This window comes from Heyndrickxia camelliae (assembly GCF_002844575.1).
In the GTDB taxonomy this organism is placed as follows: Bacteria; Bacillota; Bacilli; order Bacillales; family Bacillaceae_C; genus Margalitia; species Margalitia camelliae.
Genome location: NZ_PIQO01000005.1, coordinates 170,501 through 196,613, shown reverse-complemented (window position 1 = coordinate 196,613; position 26,113 = coordinate 170,501). Strand labels below are relative to the sequence as shown.

The following is a 26,113-nucleotide window of genomic DNA, read 5'->3' as shown; positions in this document are numbered from 1 at the left end:
TTCTATCCAATTTTGAATGGTTTTTCCTGCTATTTGTTTAGTTGTCAACGTTGGGACCTCCTTCTGTTTTACATTTATCTTTATTATATTAGAGGAAACCTTCGAGAAAATGATAAAAAAATTGGAACAATGGAACAATCCGAAAAGTTGATTGACGGACCCTTTTACTAACCAAACAAAAAAACAGCTTGCCTCCAGTTTTGGAAACAGCTGTTTAAAGAATTGGTGTTATACATGAAAAATACTATCTAATACAGAAAAAGGTGTTTCGTACAGATATCCAAATTCACTACCAGTATAGTAAAAGTGTGGATTTTCAAGATCCTGTGCAATTGTTTGTTGTTTTTCTATCTCTTTGGACAGTCTTTCGATAGGATCTGCCGACACAAGATGTATCCCCATTTTCGACTTTTTGTATTTTACCGATATAGATGCAATTTGTTCTCTTTCTTTCATAATAAAGATATCATTTTCGTCATTTGCAAATGCAGAAAATTCAAGTGAACTGTAGGCTACTCGAATAGTTCCCTGATTTTTCTTTACTACAAATCCTCTTTCTCTAAAATAATCTTCAAAGGCATCCAAGAATTCCTGAACTTTTCGTTTTAGCTCGGGATTGATTTTTTCTTCCATTATCTTTTGATTCGTTTCTTTTAAATTTGCTAATTCGGTTTGTAGCTCTTCAAGTTTGCTCATTTTGATAGCTCCTTAAGACTTAATCTACTTTGTACAACTACCACTGAAATGAATCCCACTAATTCAAATTGGATATAACTCCTATGGGGTATTTCGGGGGATATGAGGTGTAAAGTCTAAAAATACTATAGCAAACTTGAGTTTCGATCACAACCGAATCCAGTCCCAAAGCGTTTAGATTTATACTAGATTATGAATTAACTAAAATGCTCTTTTATCCACAATTATACGTGATCTATTCATTTTTATTCTGGGTTTGTTCTTCCTTTTGATTCAGCATATATAATGCAAGTGGTTTATCAGAGCCAGTCATTAATTTATAGACATAAGCAGAGGTTATCTTATAGCCGCTTTCTATTTTTTCAGCTAAATAATTGGTCCGTTCAAATAAAATGGACCGTATGTGATTGATTTGTCTTAAGATTTTTTCTGTTATTGCCTCTTGATTATCCAATCGGGTTAATACTTCATTTTGCAACTCTTCATGTTCGGAAAATTGTTCGGAGATTTGCTGTTGCTGTTCCATCTGTTCATTCATCTTTACAGTAAGTTCCTGATTAGTTATTTCATATTGTTGCAGTCTTTTCATCATTTCTTGATTGGACTGATGTAAGCTTTGAATTTGATCCATCATATCTTGTTTTAACTGGCCTTGATTTTCCAAAATGCATTGCAGCTTATTGCTTTCTTCATCTAATTTTATTAACCGATTCATTACATGACTTGCCAATTCTTTTTGCTGCTGATGATTTTCATGTAATTCCTTGAACTGAGTGATTAAATCCTGCCACTGATTCATGTGGTTTGCTTCTTGCTGCAAATGGAAATCCTTTAAATCATAAAAAGAATGACGCAATGATTCGTATGCCTCTTTTTGTCCAGAGATTATTTCCGTTAGGTAATCTGTTTTGGCAAAATGTTGATTATGCTCTTGAAGGCTGCTAGGATTATGAAAAACCTCCGGGTGATCATCCTTATTAATAAACAATCCCACTTAGGTCACACCTCCCTTACCATAGGATTGTTATATGTTATGCGTCTGAAGGAAGATACGGGACAATAATACCAAGAGGCGTATGTTAATTAAAATAAGAAAGGAAACCGAAAAACCGCACACCATTAGTATGGCCGCGGCTCCCTCGATTTTCATTCCATACCCTTTCGACTGTCCTTCTGCGGAGGACAATTTGCCAGTTTGTCCATTTGTGGTGCCAGGCACCAATTGCTTTTTTTGTGTCCATTATGATCCCTTCCCTCAGGTTTTCAGTAACAATTCATAGATCAAAAAAATGATTTGATGGTTGATTAATATGGACGAATCTGTGAATTTCACTCGTTTGTAACCCTTATCCGAAAAATCCTTTGTAACTTTTTATAAACTAAACCGTATGTAATAGAAGAAAGTGGATTTTGAAAAAATGTGGAGGGAAATATGAATCATACCTATCTTCTTATAATAAATGTGTTTGCTAGTCTTTTTATCTTGTATATTATATTCCAATTCATTCGCGTTCGTAGTGCAATGAAGAAATGTGAACCTGTACATAAGAAGATATTTAGGGTAAAAGGGACAGGAAAATGGTGGAAGACTAGAATATTTACTGCAGTATTAATACTTTTTTTTGCCTTAGTTATTATCTCACTTCTAAGTTATAATTTAACCAGCCTGGTTTGGCTGTACACCAGTACCCTGGTCGGATATACGATGTTTCCTTCCATATTTCGATATGGAAAAATAGGGAGAAAAGGAGTTTCAGTAGCGGATTCATTTATTCCATGGGAGAAAGTAGAAAGTTGTGCATATAAACAGCTGCCTACCACCCATTTTTTCTATCCAAATGGTGAATTAACGCTGACAACCAGATTCCAACAGCAATATATCATAATAGTTAATAATAATGAGGAAAAGCCAATTTTTGAATTACTTACAAAATATAAGCTTGCTTCATCGATTACAACTCAAAAATAACAAAGGGAGGTTCCCAACCGGATAACCTCCCTTCCTCCATATTATTGAGCTGTATAGCCCCCATCTACTAACAAGCTTGTACCATTTACAAACGATGAGTCATCACTTGCTAAAAATAGAACTGCTTTTGCAATCTCTTCTGGCTTTCCAAGTCTTCCTTGTGGATGAAGGTTTGCCAGATATTCCTTCGTTCTAGGATCTACTTTAGAAAGTAACGGCGTATCAATATAACCAGGGCATACAGCATTGATACGAATACCTTCTTTGGCATATGCGGTACATAGGTTTTGCGTTAATAGTTTCACACCGCCTTTTGCAGCAGAATATGCAGTAGGGTTCGGGAGTGAAACATGGCTATGAATGGAACCAGCGTTCACAATTACACCGCCATTGCCTTGTTTTAAAAATTGTTCAATCGCATATTTATCCGATAAAAATACACCTGACAAGTTAATATCAATAGTCCGTTTCCACTTGTCATAAGTTAATTCATGTGCTGGTGCATCATCAGCAACTCCCGCATTTGCATATAATATATCAAGCTTTCCATAATGGTTAACTGTTTCCGCTACCATATGTTTCACATCTTCTTCACTTGTAACATCTGTTTTAATAAATAAAGTGTCAAAGCCTTTGTCATTCAATTCTTTGGATAATTGCTTGCCACGTTCAGAAAAATCTGCGATAACCACTTTCGCCCCTTCTTCCGCAAATAGACGAACAGATGCCTCACCTATTCCACTTGCGCCCCCTGTTACAATTGCAACTTTATTTTCTAGTTTCATCATGTATCGCTCCTTTTAGTTCTTATTTTTCCAAAAACACTATTATCTAGCTGTCGCACCGCCATCAATGACAAATTCTGCCCCAGTTGTAAAAGCTGATTCATCCGATGCAAGAAATAAAACGGTATTTGCCACATCATTCACAGTACCAAGTCTTCCAAGTGGGAATAAATCATGACCTAATTTTTCTTTTGAATCCCCAGTTATTTCCGATGCATAATCAGCCATTCCTGTATCAATATATCCAGGATGAATGGAATTAACTCTAACCCCAAAAGATGCATATTCCATTGCTGCATCTTTTGTCATAATACGGACCGCACCTTTACTTGCACCGTATAAAACATGACCTGGAGCTCCTGATAATCCTGCAATAGAGGATGCGTTTATGACAGAGCCGTTATTTTGTTTTACCATTAATGGCATTATGTGCTTCATGCCTAGAAATACTCCCGTTACATTGATGGACATTAGACGATTCCATTCTTCAAGTTCAATCTCCGCAACTGGTTTAATAATATAAATGCCAGCATTATTGAAGAGGATATCGACTTTTCCAAAAGCCTTGATGGTGTCATCTGCAACCTTTTTCCAATCGTCTTCCTTACTGACGTCATGGCGAATAAATAGAGCCTCTCCGCCATTTACTTGAATGTCTTTTACTGTTTGATTACCAGATTCCTGATTTATATCCGTTATGACAACCTTTGCCCCTTCCTTAGCAAATAATAAAGCGGTTTCTTTCCCAATACCTGTGCCCCCACCAGTAATAATGGCAACTTTATTTTCAAGCCTCATTTTTATCACGATTCCTTTCTGTAACTTTTCAGCACCTCAAGTAACCATCGATTTAAAATAGTGCTGCCGTAGATACTAGAGAAACGCAGAATCAATATACTCTCTTTTATCTATATCTTCATTGTACTCCCCCCATTTTTGATTACTATCCTACAAAAAGCTGTATAATAACAGGGAAGATATCCTTCATTTATAGGGTTAATTTGTTCCAAGGAGAAGAATTATTATGAATCGCTTCTACGAAGAAGTAACTTTTGAACAATTTATCATTTTTATTAGGAGTCATCAGAAGCAGATTGAAGAAAATATGAATATTTATTTAAATCTGGAATCTTACTTTTCTGAACAGGATAGAAAAATTACAGGGATTATCATGGAATCCTTTTTTAAGCTATTAGTTAGTCTGGATTTGAAAATGATAAAGGATGAATACAAAAGGTCACTCGCCACATGGATGCACACACAAATTTCAACCATGAACGCAAAACATTTCAATTTGTTCTTAGTAACGTTCGAAAAGGCTTTTATAACTTTAATTGCAAATGTGAAACAAAATAGCTTTTCTATTTTAATGTTTCTATTATCCATCTATTCGCATCTCATTTTCACCTATAATAAAATGGTAGATGAAACCGAGGATTTGAGGACTTCTCCTGATTTAATAGAAGTAGATAGATTGAAACAACTGGATAAATTAAACAAGCTTTTGATTAGTTGTTCAGGAGAGAAAGATCTCCCTTTTATTCTGAAACAATGTGAAGAAATTTTTCATTATAAAAGATGTGTATTTTACGCATACATACCTTGGTCTCAGCAATTTTATGGTGTTATAGGTGCAGAACTTCCTAAAGTACAAAGTATGAAGGGTCATATTGGAGCTAATATGACAGCTGTTTTCCATACAAAAAAGCCGATTTTTTTAAAGGATCCTCATACCTTTGTAAAAGAAGAACATATTAAATTATTTAATCTTTCTTCTGTTATTTTTGTACCGATAGTCCATCACAATCAAGTGTACGGCTGGCTAACTTTTGATCAAATGGGAGTGGAATTCAATTGTTCTAAAGGAGAACTTATGCTACTCGATCAAGTTGGGAAAAGAATCGGTTTATATTTATCCAGAAGTAATGATGACAGTATAAGGGAGCCTAAGGTTCACTTAACAGAAAGGGAAGCTATGATACTTGATTTGCTTGCAGAGGGTTATGACAATAAAAAAATGGGTGAGCTGCTTCACTTAAGTGAACATACAATACGTGATTATGTAGGAAGCTTAATGACAAAGCTGCAAGCGAAGAATCGAACCCAGGTCGTTGCTTCTGCATTTAGACTGGGCTTATTAATATAAGAAAATCATTTGAAAACACAGTGTGAGTTCGTTTGAGAGGTATAAATCATATAAAAAGCTGCAATTTTTGTTTAGTTATATAAAGCTATTGAGTTTTGTTTTAAAATATACGAGCTTTGCTAAATTTTATAGTAGTAAGGCTCCTTAAAGTTGATTTCTATTCATATGTTTACATGCAAAAATGGATAATATGTTTAATCTTATTCAACTAAGGCCCCATTTATTAAAGTGTATTCCTTTCATATTCTAGCATTTTCAAATAATTAATATACCAAAAAAGGCAGTCCTTGTAAGGATTGCCTTTTAGTTTATATTCAATCTTATTAAAAAGTTAGTTTTCCTGAACGGATATCATTAGTCATGCCCTCATAAGGAGCTTGAGATATAACTTTTTCATTAATGACTCCTTCATTTTTGAAAAAAGTGATATCAGCAAATTCAGGGACAACGTATTTAGGATAAGTCTCATATTTTAAACGAGATTCTTCCATTACATTAATAAAGTCATTTTGGTAACAAACTGTAATTTCTGGATGTTCATGAACCCATTTAGGGAAGAAGATAACTCCATGCATACGTTTATCATTTGGCATAAAATTGAGCGAAACATCAGTACCAGTAGGTTCAGTCCATGAAACCTTAAATACTCCATCAGCAATTTTAACAATATCTACCTTTTGATCGCGAACCCAACGTCCGCCTACCATTCCACTATGGATACGATAATCGATTGTATCTTCATTCTTTATATACATTTCATATTCCCAACCATTTTCATACGTATAAATAAAATGACTTCCTAAAAATTCGTTAAGTTCTTTCATAAATCGGTCACTCCTTAAAAATTATTCAACATTAAACATGTAAATATTTACATGTATTAATTTACATGTTTTAGTATAGACTTGTGATATAATTATGTCAAGATGCTATAAACGGAGGTTATATGGTGAGTCGCAGAATATTAAAATACGCAATTTTAGGGTTATTAAGTAAAGAGGACATGAGTGGATATGATATTACGTCCGAATTCAAAAAAGCAATTGGACAGTTCTGGAGTGCAAAGCATAGCCAAATCTATGTTGAGTTAAAAAAATTATTAGATGAAGATTCGATTTCTCAATATATAGAGATGGCAGGAGTAAAACTTGAAAAAAAAATGTACAGCCTTACAACAAAAGGAAAAGAAGAACTTCAGAATTGGTTGCTGGAATTGGACGAAAATGTGGAAACGGAAAAGGATATCTTTGCATTACGGTTATATTTTTTAAAAGATATCCCCGCGGAAGAAATCCCGGCGTTATTTAATAACCAATTAAAACTTAGAACCGAAAAATTAGCCTTTCTAAAAGAACAGTTCTCTTTTTATTTTGGAGTAGAGAAGAATCCCCTAAATTTAGATGCTGAAGAATTAGGTCACTACTTTGTTCTGTCAAAAGCCATTTCACGCGAAGAAAATTACATTTGTTGGTTAAATAAAAGTTTAGAGATTATAAAAAACAAGAATGCCGATAATTCTTTAAGATAAGACTTATCGGCAAATGCAATTTCATAAATACATTTTCTAAATAATATAATTTTTCACCAATAAAGAATGCTGTTCTTTTGTTGCAATTTACATTTTTTAATCTTGAGATAAATAAATCCAATTTTTCTCATCAAATTCTTTAATAATATAATTCGAACCTATATTTTGTAAAATCTTATTGAAAAACTCTATATCATCATTATTATTATCATATAAATCTTCTTGTATATATTCGTTAATAATGAAATTCGTCAAATTTGTATTATTCACGAAATCCGAAAAGTACGATCTCAAATTAATTGAATCTTCTTTTGCTAAAGCTTCATCATTGATTAATGAAATTCTAATAACATTTAATATCTCATTAATGTCTTCTTCATCCATATAACATAAAGGATCTAGCTTCCTATTTTCTTCTGTAAAAGGCTTTCTAGTATCCTCAATTATTGCATAAGCTAAAATATTTCCATTCTTTAATACATGAAAAATTTCTAAATCGCGCAGTTTTAAAATTCTAGCAAGTGATATCATCGTTTCCTCCTATTTTTCTTGAAATTCAATACCTATACGAATAAGAAAATTAAAAGTTACATTTTCCAAATTACACCTGACTTATGGTGAGTTTTAATAAATCGAAAGGATCCCAATAGTCAATTACTTCTTTAACAATACAAAATTTATGCAAAGCAATCCCTCCGTTTTTAGGTAATATTTAAAGTTTATTCACCGTCCGTAACCTGCCCCGTTATTTTAATAAGAAAAATGGGACCGCCGCAGCCATCCTGTTATTGTACAATAGCACCCGGTAGTTTAAGAAGGTTATGTTAAAGTTTTACTCCCTTAAGAATATTATCAAATACAAATCCTTTTGACCAAGTACCAACAAGAAAATAAGTATCATCTTTGCTAAATTCTGCAAAACAGGCGTATTTAAATTCTTCAATTTGGATTGGGGTTAAATCTTCAAATCCTAATATAAAGACCCTATCATTTGAAGTGAGAACAATGTAATTTCCATCATTTGATGAAGCAATATGGACAAAATACTCATCGGTACTTTGAATTCCATTTTCGATTAAATTTGATTTTTTTAAGACGTTTTTTAATTCAGCGTCCATAATTGTTAATTCATAGTCCTTATGAACAAAAATATAAACTTGATGAACGGGTTCAAAATACACCAAATCCCAATTCTGTAATTCCAATAAACTTTCAAATGAATAAGAAGGTTCGGTTAAAGGATTTTTGACCTTAACTAATTTTTGTCTTGAATAATGATTTCCATTAATCTCTTTAAGATAATACAAAGTAAACAGGTAGGTATTATCATTGGTTACAGACTGATTAAATTTAATATGACTGCCTTCAAGTTCAGTTAATACTTGATATATTCCAGTTTCAAAGTTAAGTGTACAAACCTGTTTCTTATCATTAATTTTAAGAACATCAAGAATAGTAAATGGATTATCAAGTAGTGCAAAGTTCCCTTCCTCTATTTGGAAAAACTTTCCAGATTTAATCGTCTTAATGAGTTGAAAATCCTTTGTGTTGTAAACACAAAATGTTCCTACAGTATTTTTTATGTACAGCATATCATCATTTTGTGAAAAGTGAAGATGGCTTGGATTGTTTGGTTTTTTCAATTCAATAACTTTTTCCCAAGTTTTTGTATCAAATATCACGGTTTTTCCTCCCATAAGATGACACAATAATTTCTTGTCATTCGATAACACTATTTCATAAGATGTTTTTAAATTCTTTATTAGGTTCATTTGAAACATAAAATGCCACCTCCAGTTAGTTTCAATTTAAGTTTACTTTAACTGGTGCCCTGATTGAAGGAACCTGCCCCTTTAGCTGAATACAAAAAGCTGCAATTATAGAGGAACTACATTACTTGCTTTCAAACACTTGTGGGGGAAATGAAATCTCCATCCAATTGGTAATCAATACAGAACCCCTTAATTGTGTCATAAGAATCTAATCAATCCATATTTTCTATTTCATCTTCCTCGCTATATGTATAAAAAATTGCAGAAATTCCATCTCTCATTGCTTCATCGAAGCATTCTAGCAATTCATCATCTTCTTCAGCCTCACCTATATACATATCTCGACTAGTTATAAATTGATCCTCAACGTTTATTACTTCCCAACCTTGATTACTGAGGTAGTTTTTAGCTCTATTCAAAGCTAATTTCATATTTATAGATTTAACCCAACAGTTTACAATTGCACCCACACATTTTTCTTTTTCTGGATTATCTATATCAGGAATGAATTGCCTCTAACTGAATTAAATAAATGGTCATAGTGCCCCCCCAAAGTTTGTCATTTGCTTATCCTAAACTCAATTTAATCAAAATTCAATAAAAAATAATTACAATATTTCTTCTTTAACTAAACTGCCTAGTTAGTCAAATAAGAAAAGGCCACCAAATTGGCAGCTGGAGCATTTCTTCACAATTGTCTTTAATTTAAGTCTATGTTTTAGAATAGTGTTGAAAATATATATATTTTTAGGAACCATTTTTTCTACTATTCTTTTTAGACATCTACCCAATCTTTCAAAGCCAAGTAGCGCTCTAATTCCGCCGTTTACAATTCTTCCACAATACTATGTTCAATTCCGTCACCCGGATATTCTGCATTATCGTACTTTAGGGAACTATCCAGATAGATTGCCACGTTAGGCTTGACCAAAGACGGGTAAACATCACCTAATCTTTTTCCATCCTCTTATTAATCACTGAAAATCATTTTGGCTTTTGTTGATATCTAGCTTTATATTTTTTTGTCTACCTTGACATTTTTTTCGGAATAGATACAACTAATGTTCTATCCATTTGTACTAAGCGCCAACAAGCGTTTTAGGTTGTCATTAATAAATTTATTATCGACACTGTTGATTCCGCGACCTGCAAAATGGCCCCAGATCGACTGGATAGGATTAAAAACAGCATTAGGTATAATCTCTGCCTCATATTTGTTGTCGTCTGCAGTACAGAATAAATCCGTACTCCCTGGCATGACGCAAGCAAGCGCTTTAATGCTTTTGAGTGCCTGATCAAAATCTCCGTTATATATGGGGTTGACACTAATATCTGCAAATTGTCCTGTCCATAACATGGCCAGGACATTGTGCGGATCCATCTTCATAAAGCTATCTTCCCAGACGCCAGTCACAAAAGCTTCTAATGAATCATATCCCATATCACGATAAAGTTCTTCTCTGTAATATGCCTGTGATAAGCCCCATCCTGCATAGACACGACCAACAGCGCGCATGTCAACAGAAGTCAATTGATTTAGTTTACTTGAATCGAAGCCAACTGCGGCCATGAGCGCAGCTTTCATCCCGTCTAGGACCACATACGTTTGGGGCCAAGTCTTTGCACCTCCGCAGAAAGGTGCAATTCGTTCCACCATCTCAGGGTAACTTGCCCTCCATTGAAATGATTGAATGCCTCCCATTGACCATCCAACTACAAGTGCAATCTTTTGAATGCCGAATTTTTCGGTCACCAGCCGATATTGTAATTTAACGTTGTCATAGATGGTTATCTGTGGAAAATTAGCACGGTCAAATGGAGGCGGCGTATTACTAGGAGACGAAGATAATCCGTTTCCCAATAGATTTGGAACGATAATGAAATATTTCTGCGGATCAAATGCCATACCGTTTCCAATCAACCATTCATTCTGAACATGCTGGTCGCCAAAAGCAGTTGGATAGACAATCACGTTGTCTTTCTCTTCATTCAATTTCCCATAAGTCTTATAAGCAAGAAAAGCACTCGGTAGCGTCACTCCAGATTGTAAGGTAACGTCACCTAAATCAAAAATTTCATAATCCATTGTATTGTCGCTCCCTTCAAAATAAAACACAAACATTTAGAATGTATTTCTTGTTGTTAGTATAAACCTGTGATAACCTCAAAAAAAGTGAATAAAATTCAAAGTAGTTTTCAATAATATTGAAAGTAAATGGGGGTAGTATGATGGAATTACGCCAACTGAATACTTTCCGCACGGTTGCCTATACACTAAATTTCAGTCGAGCCGCGGAAGTTTTGAATTACGTTCCCTCCAACGTCACGATGCAAATAAAAGCATTGGAGGATGAGCTTGATGTTCGGCTCTTTGACCGATTGGGCAAACAACTTGTGCTCACAACTGCGGGTAAGCGCTTTTTAACTCATGTCCAAAGTGTTCTAGACAAATTGGACGAAGCTCGCAGTTCCGTACATGATAATGAAAATCTAAGTGGCACCCTAACGATAAGCGCTAACGAAGTTCTTTGCGCCTATCGACTTCCAGCTGTCTTCCGTCTATTTCGTTCACGCTATCCAGGAGTTCGTCTCATCTTTCGCTCTGTTCCAAATCAGGAACTCAAGCAAACGCTCTTTGAGGGAACCACGGATGTCGTCTTTATGCTGGACGAAACCATTCTCTCGACGGGACTTACAGTGGAACCATTACTAGAAGAAACTTTCCGCTTTTTCGTCGCTCCAGACCATCCACTCTTGAAACTAACTGCACTTCAGCTGGAAGATTTTCAGGGGGAAGTGTTCCTGGTTAATGAAAAAGGTTGTACCTATCGAACTATGTTTGACCGGTCATTTGAGAAAAAGGGTATTGATGATATTACATATTTAGAGTTTCAAAATGCCGAAGCCATCAAGCAATGTGCAATTACTGGAATCGGTATTGCTTTTCTTCCGGAAATAACCGTGGAAGCCGAAGTTGAACGGGGGGAACTTGTTGCTCTTCCGTGGCAAATTCCGGACTTGCACGTCTATACACATATATCATGGCATAAAGACAAGTGGCTTTCACCAATCATATTATCTTTCATAGAAGTAGCAAGAGAGGTTATAGTTATAGAGGAGGAGAATAAAACCGTCTAGCCTATTCAGCGATATTCTCCTATCTAATTGGTACTTTCTATCAGGAAATTTTAACTTTCATACAGTACTAAGGCAGCTTGGTGTGATAACTAAGGTGCTTTACTTTTACACCTATATAAATAATAAGTTTTTTTGCGTTTTATTATGAGGATTTTAACAACCGTACAACTAGGGTCTCGTGAAGAGTTCACCTAAACTATACTGCCCCTTTGATTGAATCAGAAAAAGCCACCAAATTGGCAGCTGTTTCGTTAACTCTTTTCCCCTTCATTAAATAGGTCTGCTTCGCTTGATATACCTTCATTTGCTGTTTACTTTACGTATCTTATAAATGATTTTTTACACTTTGTTTTAAGTAATCGTACTGTTTCTGATTTGTATCTAAGAATGCTTCCTCTCTATTTGACGGAATATCCATATACTCAATATCTTCATTGAACTGAGAAGCCGTAAAATCACAACGCTTACCGCTGATTTCATTATAAAAATGCCATCCTTCAGATAACATTGTCTTTTTTATCTCACCACCCAGTATGTCGTTAACTACCAATGCAGTCACACCACACTGTCCTCTTGCTGGATTAACTATAGACCATTTTGAACTTGAGTTAATTGACCAAGAGTTTAATAATGCCTTTTCTATGTCTTCTATTAATGATGATTTACTCATTCAAAGATTCTCCTTTATAGAGTTACGAACTTTAACACAAGCAAAAATTGCCTGAAATGACAGCCGGGTATTCCACTTTAATTTTAGTCGTCCCATTATATCATTAGATACCTTTTAAACCTTTAGTTGAGTGAGTTCTATACATTGTATTAGCTAGAATTGTAAATTTTTCACCTAGATTTAGAGAAACTGTATTATTATTTTATATATTAATAGACCGTTCATCTTCTAAAACATAAAACAGTTCATCACAATCTTTGTGCTTATGCCAATGATATTCCCCATTTATTACAGCTATTCGTAGGTCATGGTCATTTACTTTGCTTACAATAAAATTTGTATACTCACTTTTATATCGAGTTATGATAAAGCTACCTACCACTTCACATATTTATCAAAAAGCTCATCGTTAAATTGATCTGCCCCATCTACATTCGAGCTTCTAAATACTGGAGATTGAAAACCTTTTTTTACTAATTGCTGCAGGGTTTCGACAATGAGTGCTTGGGCTAGAAAACATCCAATTGCATCTGATGTTGCTCCAGAATAAATATCAGTACCTGGAATATGGAATCCTGCATCGCCAATAGCAGCACCATTATCGAGTACAACATCCGAAAGTTCATATAATTTTTTTCCACTCTTGTGTCTTGAGGTAACATCTTTGGAATGTTTCATGCTTGTCATGGCAATGATCTTTGTACCATTATTACGAGACTCTATGGCCATCTCTACCGGAACGATATTTCTCCCTGAATTTGAAACAATCATAATTACATCCTTGTCGGTCACTTGGTGCAAATTTAGATATGATTTACCTAGCCCTTCGATTCTCTCTAGGTAAGTACTTTTATTTGGACGTTCATGCAGCATCAGTTCAGGCGGTAAGATCGCTGTTACGAATGCTAGCCCCCCTGCCCGATTGTAGATTTCTTCAGCAATCATATGGGAATGCCCTGAACCAAATACATAAAATCTTCCTCCATTCATAATAGCCGTAGATATAAGGTTTGCCCCATCAATAATCGCTTTTTTTTGCGTATCTTGAACTTCGAACAGTATATTATTAAAAAACCTGCAGTAATCGTTAAATAGTGATGTCATTGTTATTCCCCCTTTAAATAAAGATAGTTAAATTTATTCATAAAAACTTTTAGACTCTTTTTATAGTTTGTTCTCTGACCGTGAAACAATAATTTCGATTTACCAGCCATAACGGTGAGGGCCCCATTTTTTTTCAATAGTGGTTTGTTCGGCATATAGTAAAGTCTTTGAAGGTACATCTTTCTCCACTATAACTCCAGATCCAATGATGCTATTACTGCCTACCTTTATCCCTGGCATATATAGGCTCAAAATACCTGTACGAGTAAAATCACCAAAGTAAACGGCATTTCCATATTCTTCGGGAATTTCTTTACGTTCATTCACAATTTGAGTTTGGAGCTGGTCATCAAAACGGGTAATCCCTACAGTGACTCCAGCTGCTATATCTGTAGATTCACCAATAATTCCGAAAACTTCACCAAAATGAATGAAACTAACGTTATCAAAAGTAACTCCCTTGAATTCTGCACAATGACCAATCCGATTTTTATGTCCAATTACACTGTCTGATCCAATCCGACAAAAATTTTCTATCCGACAATGGGAACCAATTACTACATTTCCTTCAATCACGACACCGTTATCTAGTGTAGTATAGTCACCAATTATGGCATTTCCTTTGATCGTTACATATTTACCTATCTTTACATGCTTTCCTAGCTTTACATATCCCTGAATATCGGCTGTCGAATGGATTTCACTCGTCTCATGAATTTCATTTTTTTCAAGTACTTTTGTCATTTCGGATAAAGCAAGATGATTCGCCTGCAAAAGATGCCATGGTTTATCTATATCAATCGCTCCGTTCGATATCGGATAAGATAAAACTTTGTATCCTTCTTCCACTAACCATTGCAAGCATTGCTCTAACTCAACTTCTTGCTGTGGCATAACTCCAGTAGGCACACTTTTCATGAAGCCTGGATTATGGTTCAGCATTCTTTTTAGCGCATTAGTTTTTAAAGCAAAAGCCCCCATTACTCTTTCCTGTACATAATGTGGACGAGGGTGTCCAAAAATATTTTTAACCCGTTGATTCTCTCCTATAGAGATCCCAAACCAATCCTGTGCGTGCTCGCTTCCAATTGGTTTTGATAAGATAAGAGCATCCAAAGTATCTGATTGCAATTCATAAGCATTAATAAAACTTCTTAATCGTTCCCGGGTAATAAATAGGTCTCCAAAAAAAACAAAAAGGTTGGGATCATGAACATCGTGCACAACCCTTTCTAAAGAGTCTGCGGTCCCTTCTGTAGCTGAAAGTTCAATTAATTCAATCCCTTCTATTTCACAGAGAAGGGATTTGATCCTACGACCCAAGTAACTTGTGGTAACAATAATTCGTTCAAACGATAAACTCTTAAGATGATTTACTAAATGGACAATGTTTCCTTGGTTTGCTATTGGTAAAGCCGCCTTTGGCCAATATTCATTATATGGCCACATTTTTTTACCTTTTCCCGCCGCTAGTATAATGGCTGTTTTCACAGTAATCACTCCAATTTTATTTAATAAATCGTTCATACACTAAAATAACCAATTATAACGACCAATTCATCATATTAATACCACCCTTCATAATTGGTATTTATCAATTTACTTTAAATAGTATGAGTTTTTGGTTATAATGTCAATAGAGTGATTGAAAATGTGGAGGAATGAAATGAGTTCAAAAAAAATACCTTTATATAAACAACTTAAACAGATAATAATCAAAAAGATTGAAAGGGGGGAGTTAAAACCTGGTGATGTGTTACCCCCTGAACGGGAGCTTGCAGAATTGTTTGAAATGAGTCGTGTAACTGTTAGGCAAGCAATTTCAGAACTTGTTAATGAGTATGTTCTCGTTCGGAGGCATGGAAGCGGAACTTATGTAGCGGAAAATAAAATTCCTCATGGAAAAAAATTAAAAAGTTTTAGTGAGGATATGAGTTTAAGAGGAATGATGCCTGGGTCTAAGATTTGTGAGAAAAATATCATTACAAACCCCTCGGCGAATATGGCTGCTGAATTAAGATCAGAGGGGAACTTGCTCATATTAAAACGTCTACGATTAGCAGATCTTGAGCCCCTTGCGATTGAAACAAGTATGCTGCCAATTAATCGGTTCCCCGGAATTGAAGATAGGGATTTTCAGAACGAATCACTTTATCAAATTTTGGAAGATGAATATAATATAAAAATTATAAAGGCTCAGCAAAAAATAGAAGTAGGAATGCCAACCCCACAGGAGTCAGAATTACTTCAGATAAATTACACGACACCGGTTTTTCGTTTAAGACAGGTAACTTTCGATCAAAATGATACTATTATTGAAATTGCTCATTCTGTTTATAGGGGAGATAGATATAATATCGAGACGGAAATTTATCGTTAATTACGGATCAATTATTGATCCGCTTTTTATTTTAAAAAAAAAGGAGATTTATGGAATTTTCGGATATCTATAAAGTTTCAATAAATTGATATATACCTTCAACTACATTGGTATTTACCAAAAAAATAAAAAATCTGAGGTGATTTCTTATATCAAATAAAAAAAATGCAATTAGTCTTCATGGTGCGATTGCCATGTCAATTGCATTAACGGCACCAGCTGCCAGAAAGCTATCGATAAATAATCATCTGTAGAACTCGCGTTAGAAGAATGATGGAACAAGCTAATTCCTTTTTGTTCTTCAAACTCTTCAAATATTTGATTTTCAACTATTCCCTTACATAATTGTAAACTAATCTTCTCCTTTACTTTCAAAAAGAAAAAAAGCATCCTTATTAAAGGAATGCATCCGTTATTTCTACAAGAAGAATTCATTTTTCAAATCAAACTCACGTTTTTTTGAGTATTTCAATTTGGTAAATATCAAAATCTTGATTTGGAGGGTTATTTCAGCCTCTGAGGACTTTTTTCTTTGAAGGATTTTTAATCCTTCAAATTTTATCATTGTTTCCATTTTGATTCTTTCTTTTATTTGCGGCACTTCTCGAACTCGAATACTTTCGAGTTTGGGAGATTAGCACAGTACTTTGGCAAAGGTTCGATTAAATTTTGTCGTCAAGTACTACATTCTTTCTATTTTTTCATAGGATTATTGACTTTTTGATTGACCGATTCTTGATAGAGATCAGCGTAGGTTTTTGAATCTTCAATCAGCGCATCACAGAAAGCAGCAACGTCTGTTCCTGTGACTTCAAGCACACCTTTCCCAGCAGCTGCACCTTCTTCAAAGAAGCTGAGAATTTCCGTAAGCAGTCCGATACCTTCGTTTAGCTCAACAGGACCGACTTTGAAAAGATATTTTTGGATCTCTTTATAGACGATTTGGTAATCTTTTGGAAGTTCCTTGATACGCGAAATATGGGCTCTCCATTCTTTTTTGCCTTCGATGATTTTTTTGATACTCATTTCAATCCTCCTAATTTTCTTGCTACGTTCTTGTTGAGTTGGTCACGCCATTTATCTCTATAAGTCTTTGCGCCTTCGTTACCAACAAGAGCTGCACAGAAGCCTTTTATATCATCTCCTAGTACTTCTTCAACGCTCTGTCCGTCTGCTGATGTTACTTCTAAAAGTTCAAGAGCACTGTCAAGAATCGGCATCAGATTACGACCGGTGAAATCTCCATGAATCCAGAGATTACTTATAATTTCTTTCCAAGCAGTTTGATATTCAGCTGGCAAGACTTTTGCTCGTGCTTCAAAACCTTTCATTTCTTTAGTCATATCGCTGCCGGTGATTTTCTCTAAAAATTTCATTGTAGACTCCTCCTTTAAGATAATAAGCTATTCAGCAAAGTTCTACTATTGAATCACATCGTTGAGTTTATAGCATTGCTTTTCAACCTTCGATTTTGCATCATTGCTGAGAGCACGATCCGCATCGTGATGGTGTAAACTATTTCCTCCACAATGTCGCTAAAGCCCAGTGCTCGCAGCTGCTGCGTGATTTCATACCATATGTTTCACCACGGCTGATGATCTCAAAATATACACCCTCAAGTACCACTTTCAGGATTTTTGTAATATTTTCCTCCATTTGCATTTCACTTATATTTTCAGTACTCTGTAACACAAGTATTCTGTATTACTTAATACAGGTATATAGTAACGCAGAATAGTGTCACATGTCAACAATAGAATTTTCCACCAAAAACCCTTGGAGCCGCCAGGAATATGAATAAGACGCAATTCCCACGGATTTGAAAAACCAATTATAAAAATTGTTAAAATTTACAACAAATAGTATAATGTCAACAAAATATAGGAAATTACGAAAATTTTAACCAATACAATCATAAATACAAGTAATTGAATGAAAAGCTAAGGAGGAACAAGAATGTTTATTTCTGTATTATTCATTTTCCTTATAGTCATTGGACTGCTATACACCTATAGTCAGGTGCAATTTAAAAAATCAGAAGAAGCCTTTCCGCCAGACGGGAAATTTATAACCGTAGGTAATTATAAATTACATTACATATCTGAAGGAACCGGGCAGCCTGTTGTGTTTCTTCATGGAGGAATGCTTTCAAGCCGGGATTTTACAGATTTAGTTCAGTTAGCATCTAAACAAGGGTATCATGCAATTGCTTTTGACAGACCGGGATATGGATATAGTAATAGACCAAACAAGGTAGAAATCACTCCAATCTCCCAAGCAAGCCTTATTCATAAAGCATTAAAAGAAATTGGTGTTGACCAACCTATTATTCTAGTTGGACATTCGTGGAGTGGTACCATGACTCTATCATATGCTTTACAATTTCCCAATGAGGTAGCTGGAATTGTAACATTAGCAGGAGCTATGTATAAAGAAGGGTATCCAGCAGAACATGGTGATGCATTATCTAAAATGGTCACAACACCAATTTTAGGAAATATCATTTTAAATACCCTATTAAAAACGCCATTAGCTAAAGGGATGGCAACTTCGATGGTGAGAGAGACATTTGCACCTGAACCTGTACCGGAGGGGTATATGGAAGCAGTATATGCATTAGGGTTTCGTCCAGGTCACTTTAAAGCGAATCGTGAAGATGTTCTTGCCTTTCCAGAAACCTCGAAAATTTTAAGTGAAAGATATAAGGAAATAAAAGTTCCCATCGTTATAGTAGTTGGAGAGAAGGATCCATTCAGTACAATTGAGCAAGCCGAACGATTAAAGAAAGATATTCCCCATGCTATATATAAGCGTATCCCTAATATTGGTCACATGATCCCTCATCTTCATCCAAAAGTAGTTATAGAGAGTATAAATAATATTTCTAATATTAATCATTTGGATCAAAAATAACAGTATATGTTTCTACCATTTTTCTCTTGGGTTTATTTCATGCATGAAACAACCTCCCTGTTTCATGTACAATAATAGTCATAATAATCGGCAATGCAACGATGCCAAAAGTCTTGCAGGAAGGTACGTAATCAAAACAAGACGCCGAGAACTTACGGCTAAAAGATCAACAAGTGAAACGTAGGAGTTAATCCAATATTCTCAATAATAGATACCATAATTTATAGGATGCAACGAAATTTATTTCTATAAATAATTTGGTTTTGTTCAATTCAATAAGTAACTATATCTATTTGAAGGTAATTAAAAAATTAGACCGAATAAAAGATATTCTTTTATTGGGGACCTATTATTATCCAAATAATATTGATTTTGATCATTTATCTGTACAAAACCTAAATTATTTAGAAAAATTCACAAAAAAGACTGCAACATAAAAAGGCATTTCTATAGCAGGAATAAGTATAATAAACAGTTTTTCCTTTGAAAAATTATTAAACAAACTAATCAGTTAAAACATATAGCTGGAGAATTAGACGATTATACACTTAATAAATTTAATAATGAATTCACAAAGGATGAAACTATAAGTAATCTTGAAAAATTAGCAACAATATTAAAAAATATATGTTTAAATAAAACAGAATTTATATTGCTATGGGAAGGTATTTAAAAAATAATTGAACTAGTCTAAATAAAATCAAATAGATTTGCGAATGGAGAATATTTAATAATGTTCTCCATTCGCAAATTCAGAGGTAAAAGTCATTTCCAAAACTACCACTATTTTTTCTCTTGTACAGTTGCAATCTCTTTTTGTAGGTCCTGAATGTGTTTCTTCGAATAATCAATGTCGTCTGATTGTTTTTCCAAACGATTTAGTCGTCCATCCTGATCGTCTTTATCTTGTTTTCGCAGCGGGTACAGTTAATATGTTTTATCTCCATATACTGTAATAATCCTGTAAAATATTATCCAAGTACTTTGAACCAAAAAATAAATAACAAAGGAATAATAGCTGTTATACCCATTTTTATAGTGAAAGATCCCTATGCTTACACAAAATAACTCGATCCCGATACTCACAAACACCCAAACCAAGACGTACAATAGAGAAAAACGGGTTCTTATGTTGAATAAGTCGTACAGATAAAAGAAAAGATAGCTGAACGGTGCGTACATCACATGTGAAAAAAAATCCATCAGTTCAAAAGAAGTACTATCATTTATAGCATAATAACTAACTGGTATCACAGCTAAAGTGTGATCAAAAAGGAAACCAAAAAACACGCCGCACAAGAGGTAATTACAGGTTGTCTTTTTTGTAAAACGTTTTGGCAGTATTAACACTACTATAGTTCCAATAAAGAGTGAAATGACGATAAACGAATCGTTCATATTAAAATTATGAATTATATTCATGAATTTTTGAATTCTCCTTTTTCAAGGCCAAGAAACCACAGGAGTATCCACCATACTAAAACAATAAATGCCACATACATAACAACGGCAAAGAATTCATTCCACCTTTGGAAAGTAATGAGATCCGCCCATATACATATCCGATCTACCACGCATAAGAATAATACAATTGTCGCCGATAATCCCCAGCGCCATATCGCTTTCAAATGCGAATTGAGAATGCACACAGACAAGATAATCGCAAAAGGGATTATAATAAAGCGGTCAATATACATGGCAAAAGCTCCTTCTACACTTCGAGTGAGTGGAACCCAGTGCAAATTAACATCAAGTATAGTGAATAGCGTAATAGTAATTATTCCAATAAGAAAGTACAAAAAAACTATGTCAGAAAGAGTTAAACCCTTAGGAACAATAGCAAATACAATCAAAACTAACCAAGCTAATAAGGCTAGAACAGCGATGGACATGTTGGTCACCCTTTGCTAGAAAAGTAATGGATACCCGTATTATTCCCAATAGCTAAATTTACCATTCTAAAGGAACTTTCAAGGAGCAACTCAATTCGTTCTTCACACACACACTTGTCCCCTTTAACAGTTTTTTATAACATGAACACAGACTCTTGAGCCAAAAACTTTAGCATAATTTCAATGCAAAAACCGAATGATAAATGGATCCTACGGACAGTCAAAGTCGCCAATGCCTGTTTGCCATTTCTCTAGAGAAACTTGGTTACGATTGTGGACTTCGAGCACTCTCTCTTTGTATTGGTTCAATCCAGACAAATCTTACATGTTATTTGATCAACGAAGATTTCAGTGGCTGAAGCAAAGAGAAATCATTGTGATTCCTAAGTCGGTTTGTATAGAACGGATCATGGAAAACTTTAATATTTTTGACTTTGAATTAGACAAAAAAGATATGGATAAAATCGGAAGGATGGATACATTTAAGAGCCTATTCTTATCACATAACGATCCGGAAATCTTAAAAGAGTTTGGTACCTTAAAGTTCGATATCTAAATCTTAAGCAAAATTCAAAAAGAGTGTTGGGGAGATAGATCAATTTATTAATCCTAAAAAATTTGTAGCTTTCGTAGGGGGTAACCTAGTGTTTTAATCTGGTAAGTTTTCATACACCAAAAATCGAATTACAAAAAGAGAGTCCTGCAGGCTCCGTCACGCCTTGTAAAAGGCTGTTCGTTGTGCCATACGTGACAGCAAAACAAGCGATGAAGTCATGCCTCGAAATAAAAAAATTACGAGATTTTATAATATGAAACGTAAAGAAGCACCTCTTAAAATAGCAGTCGTTGCTTGTGTCAATAAGCCCTTACACTGGATCTTTGCCATTTTAAACAATAAAACAACTTTCTAAGATATAAATTAGAATCTAAAATCTAACTAGATGGAATAAAGCTTCCAAAATCAGAATAACGGGAGGTTATTTGGCATGCACATTTTTAGTATAGTATGAGATATTTAAGTTTTATTGAAAAATATTAATAAACTACTAACTGGTTTAGTGACATAAGAAAAAAGCTGCGAAGAACGAAGCACCTCTCAGATTTTTAAGGTAAATCTATGAAGATAGTTCTATTTTATAAAAGACCGTCGAGGAAGGAACGACGGTCTTTAAATTTTTATACATTTAATGTATATTGATATGTCTTTCCATCAGGAACCTCGACAGTCACCACGATTTTGCTTTGGTTTTGCCTAATTCCTAATGCAAAATTAATACTCATACCCCAGGATTTAGAAGGAGCTATCATTGTATTAATACCAGCATTCTCAAGTGTCTGCTGTGAGTACGATGCAAACAGGGTATTATTTTGATATACATCAACCTTTAGAACCGTCACGCTCTCCTGAGATTCCAAGTTATACATAGAAATACCCAAGGCTTTATATAAACCATTCATCACAATGGAACTTGATTGATATAGATATAAATTTGGTCGATCCGACACTGTAATGGTTTTAGATGTACTTACTCCATCCACTGTAGCTGTAATGGTGACGGTTCCTTCATTATTAGTAGTCAATAGCCCATTTCCATCAACCGTAGCAACGTTATCGTCGGAACTAGTCCAGGACACCTGTTTCACTGTCGCATTAGTAGGCAAGATTTTAGCGATTAGTTGAATAGATTGCCCCGTTTTAACTGTGGCAGGACCAGAAATTGATACACTCTCTACATCAATCCTTTTAACAGTAACAACCCGCTCAACTTGCACTTCATTACCTGCAGCGTCTACCACCGTATAAATCACCTTATATTGTCCCTCTGTACTAGTGTCTACACTACCGCTTACTAGAATGTTAGAAGTTAGATCTCCATCATTGTTGTCCGTAGCCGTTATACCGCTCAACACATCAAAAAATGTATTTAACCCTACTGTTACATTGTTTGCACCTAAAATTACTGGATTCACATTATCTACCACTGTTACTTTTCGGCTAGCCGTGCTCTGATTACCTGAAGTGTCCGTTACAGTATATATTAGAGTGTACGTTCCGGCTTTATTGACATTTACAAAACCGGACACTTTAATCTTAGGAGTAAGATTTCCATCATTATTATCAGTAGCTGTGATTCCATCTAAAGGATTAAATGATTCTCCAAAATTAAGAGTAGAGTCTTGAACTCCAGATAGAACAGGAGCTACCGTATCAACCACTTTTACTATCCTTTTAACGGTAGTTTTATTTCCGGCAGCATCTTTAACTGAATAGGTTAAAGAATAAGAACCTGCTTTATTTACATTAACACTACCCGAAACTTTAATATTAGAAGTAAGATTCCCATCGTAATTATCAGAAGCGGTCACTCCAGTTAGAGGATTAAATGAAGTTCCTAGATTAATATGAATCTCTTTTACCCCAGATAAAACAGGAGCTACCGTATCTACTACTACTACTGTACGTTTAGCTATAGTCGTATTTCCTGCACGATCCGTAACGGAATAGGTTAAAGTATAAGTTCCCACTTTCTTCACATTCACAGAACCAGAAACTTTAATCTTAGAAGTCAGTCTTCCATCTTTGTTATCAGTTGCCGAGATGCCCGTTAATGGGTTAAAAGTACTTCCCACCTTAATTCGAGAAGGTTTAATACCTGAAAGAACAGGTTTTACGTTATCGCGAACAGTAATTATACGAGAAACCACTGCTTTATTTCCGGTATGATCCTTGACTGAATATGTAAGAGTGTATTTACCGGTTTTCTTTGTATTAACGGACCCAGACACTTTAATGTATTTTGTTAGTATCCCATCTACGCTATCTTTCGCAGTAACTCCAGATAAAGCATTGAATCTTGAGCCTATATTTATTGTTTTGCTGGTAGCTCCGGATATTTTAGGCTTCACAGTGTCTTTCTTAACCGTGATATATCGTTTGATCGTTGTTTTATTCTTCGCCTTGTCACTTACCGTATAGACCAGTTTATAAACCCCTGTTTTCTTGAGATTAACAGAACCAGAGACTTTGATGTATCTAGTGAGATTTCCATCTTTGTTGTCTTTTGCGGTTACACCCGATAACTTACTAAAAGAATGGCCTAAATAAACTATTTTACTACTGGCACCATAAATCGTAGGTTTGGTATGATCTGTAGATGCCTGTGTCATAACTGGCATCGACAAACTCCCCATTACTAAGCACGCTAATAATAATCCACTTCTAAGCTTTGATTTCATATACTCTCCCCTTAATTTGTATTTATTTTTAAATTATACCAAATATATCTATATAACGGACTACAAATAACAAAAAAATCACTCGACATTATCAGGAGGATAGTCCGATTTATAATCCAAAATACCTTAATGTTCTGAACTAATTAAATGAATGGCGAGCAAATTTTAGGAGAGTAATTACCGTTTACTATACCTACATCTTCTTGTAATTGGATTTGAAGTGGTTGGGGATTGAATCTCTAAGTTGGATTGAGATAACTTTACTAATCATACCAAGTATTTAAAACTTGATTTTACTGCTCATAATCAAAAGTGGCATCAGCTTTAAATAAAATGTGGATTAACTTTGTTGGATTCAATAAGTAGGGATTAAAATAAAAAAGGGTAAGGAGTTACCTCAAACTAATGGGTCTGGGTAGTATAATATACTCAGTTTCCTATTCATTTTCTATCGAACCTTAATAAATCTCAAACAGCCTTGTTGTTTCACTAAACTGCCGCAGTCGTATTATTAGGTTATCGAGAATGTTGAATATTTTTGGATGACCTTATTTATTTTGGTCAAATTATATAAGTAGCCAGGGTAGAACGTAATTGACTGTTGGGCTTCGACCCTACCTGTAGACACATGATTCAGGCTGGTTGGGACTCAGGTCTCGTAAACAAGTGAAGCTTTGATACTGCATGAAGGATTAGGGGTACTGGCAAATTCACAATTTTATGCAGGAGCATATAAAAAAACTCCTTCTAACTAATGAAAAATGCCTATTTAACAGAACAAACACCTTTGAAAATTTAATCTTTTTATTCCTAATAATTGAGTTATTAAAATTAAAGTGGGCACCTTTACTTGGTGCCCACAACCAGATATTAATATTGAAATTCTTCTTTTAATAACCCCAATACAACGGTATCATAATACTTTCCGTCTGCATAGGAATTGTTCCGCAATCGCCCTTCTATGACAAACCCGCATTTTTGATAAGAACGGATTGCACGCTCGTTTCCACTCCAAGTATCAAGCTGCACACGATTCAAATTCATGGTTTGAAATAAATAATGGATAAGCGTCTTCAGTGCATCTGATCCATATCCGTTGTTCCAATATTCTTTATTTCCAATTCCCATCCCAATCGTACAACGCCGTGAGACAATATTTATTTCACGATAAACAATAAAACCAATATGCTTTGAATTTTCCCCACGGGTGTAAATAGAAAATTCCCCTTTTTCACGTTTATCAAGTTTTTTAATTTCCTTTTCGTAAGCAGACTCAATCTGATCCAAGGAGACATGACTATAGTGAAATAAGTCAGCACCTGCTGCCATTTTTGCAAACTCTTCATCGTTTCGCCATTCGTATGATCTTTTATAATCTTCTAGCGACACAGGCCGTAGTTCAACTTTTACTCCAGTTATCAAAGGTGTGATCCCATCCTCTCAATTGTTTTTCATAAGTCTTATAGCCACAATCAATAAAATGATTTGTATGTGCCATACATATCACACCCTTCCTCTTATAGTCTGAAAATTAGTATATCATAAAAATAATGAAGATTAATAAGCTATTTTGATTTTTTAGAAAAAGATAATGATTCTTAATAACAACTGTTCAACTATACTGCCCTTTTCTTCAATACGAAAAGAGCATCCCCTTAAATACAATTCTGCACCATCTTTTTTTAAACAGTCTTAATCGTCTTATCATCACTTGTCATTCCAAGAAAATTAATAATTAGTATATAAAACGGATAGATTATCAAGCCACCTATCGCTGTAAAACCAATAACAGAATTAGGGGAATCTCCACCATAAGTTATTGGAAATAAGGAAGCGAATACATAAATAAATAGAACAAAATAGGGTACCCAAAGGATGACTGT

Annotated in this window: 25 protein-coding genes and 2 pseudogenes; 8 read left to right on the top strand and 19 right to left on the bottom strand. The window is 34.7% G+C overall.

All coding sequences use genetic code 11. The features are described 5' to 3' along the window. Nucleotides 1-228 precede the first annotated feature (228 nt). The 3 genes from CWO92_RS09595 to CWO92_RS25350 form a co-directional block, all read right to left on the bottom strand. Nucleotides 229-696, bottom strand: coding sequence for a hypothetical protein (locus CWO92_RS09595; RefSeq protein WP_101353981.1), 468 nt, complete (start codon nucleotides 694-696; stop codon nucleotides 229-231). A 235-nt stretch (nucleotides 697-931) separates the two neighbouring features. Beyond that, on the bottom strand, nucleotides 932-1,690 hold the full coding sequence (locus tag CWO92_RS09590; protein WP_101353980.1) for a hypothetical protein: 759 nt from the start codon (nucleotides 1,688-1,690) through the stop codon (nucleotides 932-934). Nucleotides 1,691-1,775: 85 nt separating this feature from the next. Then, nucleotides 1,776-1,937, bottom strand: a complete 162-nt coding sequence (locus CWO92_RS25350; protein WP_165786649.1) for a hypothetical protein — start codon at nucleotides 1,935-1,937, stop codon at nucleotides 1,776-1,778. A 191-nt stretch (nucleotides 1,938-2,128) separates the two neighbouring features. On the opposite strand from CWO92_RS25350, the gene CWO92_RS09585 reads away from it, so the two are divergent. Beyond that, on the top strand, nucleotides 2,129-2,665 hold the full coding sequence (locus CWO92_RS09585; RefSeq protein ID WP_101353979.1) for a DUF5673 domain-containing protein: 537 nt from the start codon (nucleotides 2,129-2,131) through the stop codon (nucleotides 2,663-2,665). Between the two features lie 41 nt (nucleotides 2,666-2,706). Here CWO92_RS09585 and CWO92_RS09580 read toward each other — a convergent pair whose 3' ends face one another. Then, nucleotides 2,707-3,450, bottom strand: a complete 744-nt coding sequence (locus tag CWO92_RS09580) for an SDR family NAD(P)-dependent oxidoreductase (RefSeq protein WP_101353978.1) — start codon at nucleotides 3,448-3,450, stop codon at nucleotides 2,707-2,709. A 42-nt stretch (nucleotides 3,451-3,492) separates the two neighbouring features. Then, a complete protein-coding gene (locus tag CWO92_RS09575) occupies nucleotides 3,493-4,248 on the bottom strand; it encodes an SDR family NAD(P)-dependent oxidoreductase (RefSeq protein ID WP_101353977.1) in 756 nt (251 codons plus the stop codon). A gap of 226 nt (nucleotides 4,249-4,474) precedes the next feature. Between CWO92_RS09575 and CWO92_RS09570 the strand changes: the two genes are divergently transcribed. After that, nucleotides 4,475-5,596 (top strand): LuxR C-terminal-related transcriptional regulator, encoded by a 1,122-nt coding sequence (locus CWO92_RS09570; RefSeq protein WP_101353976.1) that lies wholly within the window; start codon nucleotides 4,475-4,477, stop codon nucleotides 5,594-5,596. Between the two features lie 323 nt (nucleotides 5,597-5,919). Here the strand turns inward: CWO92_RS09570 and padC are convergent, their stop codons facing one another. Then, the gene (gene padC, locus CWO92_RS09565; protein ID WP_101353975.1) at nucleotides 5,920-6,420 is read right to left on the bottom strand and encodes a phenolic acid decarboxylase; all 501 of its coding nucleotides are present in this window, start codon (nucleotides 6,418-6,420) and stop codon (nucleotides 5,920-5,922) included. A 125-nt stretch (nucleotides 6,421-6,545) separates the two neighbouring features. Here padC and CWO92_RS09560 point away from each other — a divergent pair, with 125 nt between their 5' ends. Further along, a complete protein-coding gene (locus tag CWO92_RS09560; RefSeq protein ID WP_101353974.1) occupies nucleotides 6,546-7,124 on the top strand; it encodes a PadR family transcriptional regulator in 579 nt (192 codons plus the stop codon). A 96-nt stretch (nucleotides 7,125-7,220) separates the two neighbouring features. On the opposite strand, the gene CWO92_RS09555 is transcribed toward CWO92_RS09560, so the two are convergent. The 4 genes from CWO92_RS09555 to CWO92_RS09540 all read right to left on the bottom strand — a co-directional run bounded on the left by CWO92_RS09555 (nucleotide 7,221) and on the right by CWO92_RS09540 (nucleotide 10,982). Next, a complete protein-coding gene (locus tag CWO92_RS09555; RefSeq protein WP_101353973.1) occupies nucleotides 7,221-7,655 on the bottom strand; it encodes a terpene synthase in 435 nt (144 codons plus the stop codon). 293 nt (nucleotides 7,656-7,948) lie between these two features. Further along, complete coding sequence (locus CWO92_RS09550; RefSeq protein ID WP_101353972.1) at nucleotides 7,949-8,905, bottom strand: YncE family protein; 957 nt, start codon at nucleotides 8,903-8,905, stop codon at nucleotides 7,949-7,951. A 203-nt stretch (nucleotides 8,906-9,108) separates the two neighbouring features. Further along, nucleotides 9,109-9,366: a hypothetical protein gene (locus CWO92_RS09545; protein WP_233269801.1), complete on the bottom strand. Its 258-nt coding sequence runs from the start codon at nucleotides 9,364-9,366 to the stop codon at nucleotides 9,109-9,111. Between the two features lie 596 nt (nucleotides 9,367-9,962). After that, entirely contained in the window at nucleotides 9,963-10,982 is a 1,020-nt protein-coding gene (locus CWO92_RS09540; protein ID WP_101353971.1) for an alpha/beta fold hydrolase, read from the bottom strand. 143 nt (nucleotides 10,983-11,125) lie between these two features. On the opposite strand from CWO92_RS09540, the gene CWO92_RS09535 reads away from it, so the two are divergent. Continuing rightward, nucleotides 11,126-12,034 carry a LysR family transcriptional regulator gene (locus CWO92_RS09535; protein ID WP_101353970.1) on the top strand — a complete coding sequence of 303 codons (909 nt, stop codon included), beginning with the start codon at nucleotides 11,126-11,128 and terminating at the stop codon, nucleotides 12,032-12,034. 325 nt (nucleotides 12,035-12,359) lie between these two features. Here the strand turns inward: CWO92_RS09535 and CWO92_RS09530 are convergent, their stop codons facing one another. From CWO92_RS09530 to CWO92_RS09515, 3 genes are all read right to left on the bottom strand, one after another. After that, the gene (locus tag CWO92_RS09530; protein WP_101353969.1) at nucleotides 12,360-12,704 is read right to left on the bottom strand and encodes a YunG family protein; all 345 of its coding nucleotides are present in this window, start codon (nucleotides 12,702-12,704) and stop codon (nucleotides 12,360-12,362) included. A 375-nt stretch (nucleotides 12,705-13,079) separates the two neighbouring features. Next, nucleotides 13,080-13,808 carry an SIS domain-containing protein gene (locus tag CWO92_RS09520; RefSeq protein ID WP_101353967.1) on the bottom strand — a complete coding sequence of 243 codons (729 nt, stop codon included), beginning with the start codon at nucleotides 13,806-13,808 and terminating at the stop codon, nucleotides 13,080-13,082. A 99-nt stretch (nucleotides 13,809-13,907) separates the two neighbouring features. Next, nucleotides 13,908-15,299 carry a nucleotidyltransferase family protein gene (locus CWO92_RS09515; RefSeq protein WP_165786647.1) on the bottom strand — a complete coding sequence of 464 codons (1,392 nt, stop codon included), beginning with the start codon at nucleotides 15,297-15,299 and terminating at the stop codon, nucleotides 13,908-13,910. A gap of 175 nt (nucleotides 15,300-15,474) precedes the next feature. Here CWO92_RS09515 and CWO92_RS09510 point away from each other — a divergent pair, with 175 nt between their 5' ends. After that, nucleotides 15,475-16,188, top strand: a complete 714-nt coding sequence (locus tag CWO92_RS09510; RefSeq protein WP_158175845.1) for a GntR family transcriptional regulator — start codon at nucleotides 15,475-15,477, stop codon at nucleotides 16,186-16,188. Between the two features lie 693 nt (nucleotides 16,189-16,881). Here CWO92_RS09510 and CWO92_RS09500 read toward each other — a convergent pair. The 3 genes and pseudogenes from CWO92_RS09500 to CWO92_RS26020 all read right to left on the bottom strand — a co-directional run. After that, nucleotides 16,882-17,214 (bottom strand): DUF1048 domain-containing protein, encoded by a 333-nt coding sequence (locus tag CWO92_RS09500; RefSeq protein ID WP_101353963.1) that lies wholly within the window; start codon nucleotides 17,212-17,214, stop codon nucleotides 16,882-16,884. Continuing rightward, a complete protein-coding gene (locus tag CWO92_RS09495; protein WP_101353962.1) occupies nucleotides 17,211-17,564 on the bottom strand; it encodes a DUF1048 domain-containing protein in 354 nt (117 codons plus the stop codon). Before CWO92_RS09495 ends, CWO92_RS09500 begins: the two co-directional genes overlap by 4 nt. Nucleotides 17,565-17,680: 116 nt before the next feature. Continuing rightward, nucleotides 17,681-17,844 (bottom strand): annotated as a pseudogene (locus CWO92_RS26020) (PadR family transcriptional regulator); the annotation flags it as partial. Between the two features lie 300 nt (nucleotides 17,845-18,144). Here CWO92_RS26020 and CWO92_RS09485 point away from each other — a divergent pair. Further along, entirely contained in the window at nucleotides 18,145-19,101 is a 957-nt protein-coding gene (locus CWO92_RS09485; protein WP_101353961.1) for an alpha/beta fold hydrolase, read from the top strand. Nucleotides 19,102-20,519: 1,418 nt separating this feature from the next. Here CWO92_RS09485 and CWO92_RS09475 read toward each other — a convergent pair. Then, nucleotides 20,520-20,993, bottom strand: a complete 474-nt coding sequence (locus tag CWO92_RS09475; protein ID WP_101353959.1) for a hypothetical protein — start codon at nucleotides 20,991-20,993, stop codon at nucleotides 20,520-20,522. A gap of 295 nt (nucleotides 20,994-21,288) precedes the next feature. Here CWO92_RS09475 and CWO92_RS25345 point away from each other — a divergent pair, with 295 nt between their 5' ends. Together CWO92_RS25345 and CWO92_RS26015 are read left to right on the top strand one after the other, a co-directional pair. After that, entirely contained in the window at nucleotides 21,289-21,549 is a 261-nt protein-coding gene (locus CWO92_RS25345; protein WP_158175824.1) for a hypothetical protein, read from the top strand. Nucleotides 21,550-21,574: 25 nt separating this feature from the next. Beyond that, nucleotides 21,575-21,904, top strand: a pseudogene (locus tag CWO92_RS26015) (transposase); the annotation flags it as partial. Nucleotides 21,905-22,169: 265 nt separating this feature from the next. On the opposite strand, the gene CWO92_RS09465 reads toward CWO92_RS26015, so the two are convergent. After that, nucleotides 22,170-24,230, bottom strand: a complete 2,061-nt coding sequence (locus CWO92_RS09465; RefSeq protein WP_101353957.1) for an immunoglobulin-like domain-containing protein — start codon at nucleotides 24,228-24,230, stop codon at nucleotides 22,170-22,172. An 870-nt stretch (nucleotides 24,231-25,100) separates the two neighbouring features. Next, the gene (locus CWO92_RS09460; RefSeq protein WP_101353956.1) at nucleotides 25,101-25,652 is read right to left on the bottom strand and encodes a GNAT family N-acetyltransferase; all 552 of its coding nucleotides are present in this window, start codon (nucleotides 25,650-25,652) and stop codon (nucleotides 25,101-25,103) included. Nucleotides 25,653-26,113: the final 461 nt, after the last annotated feature.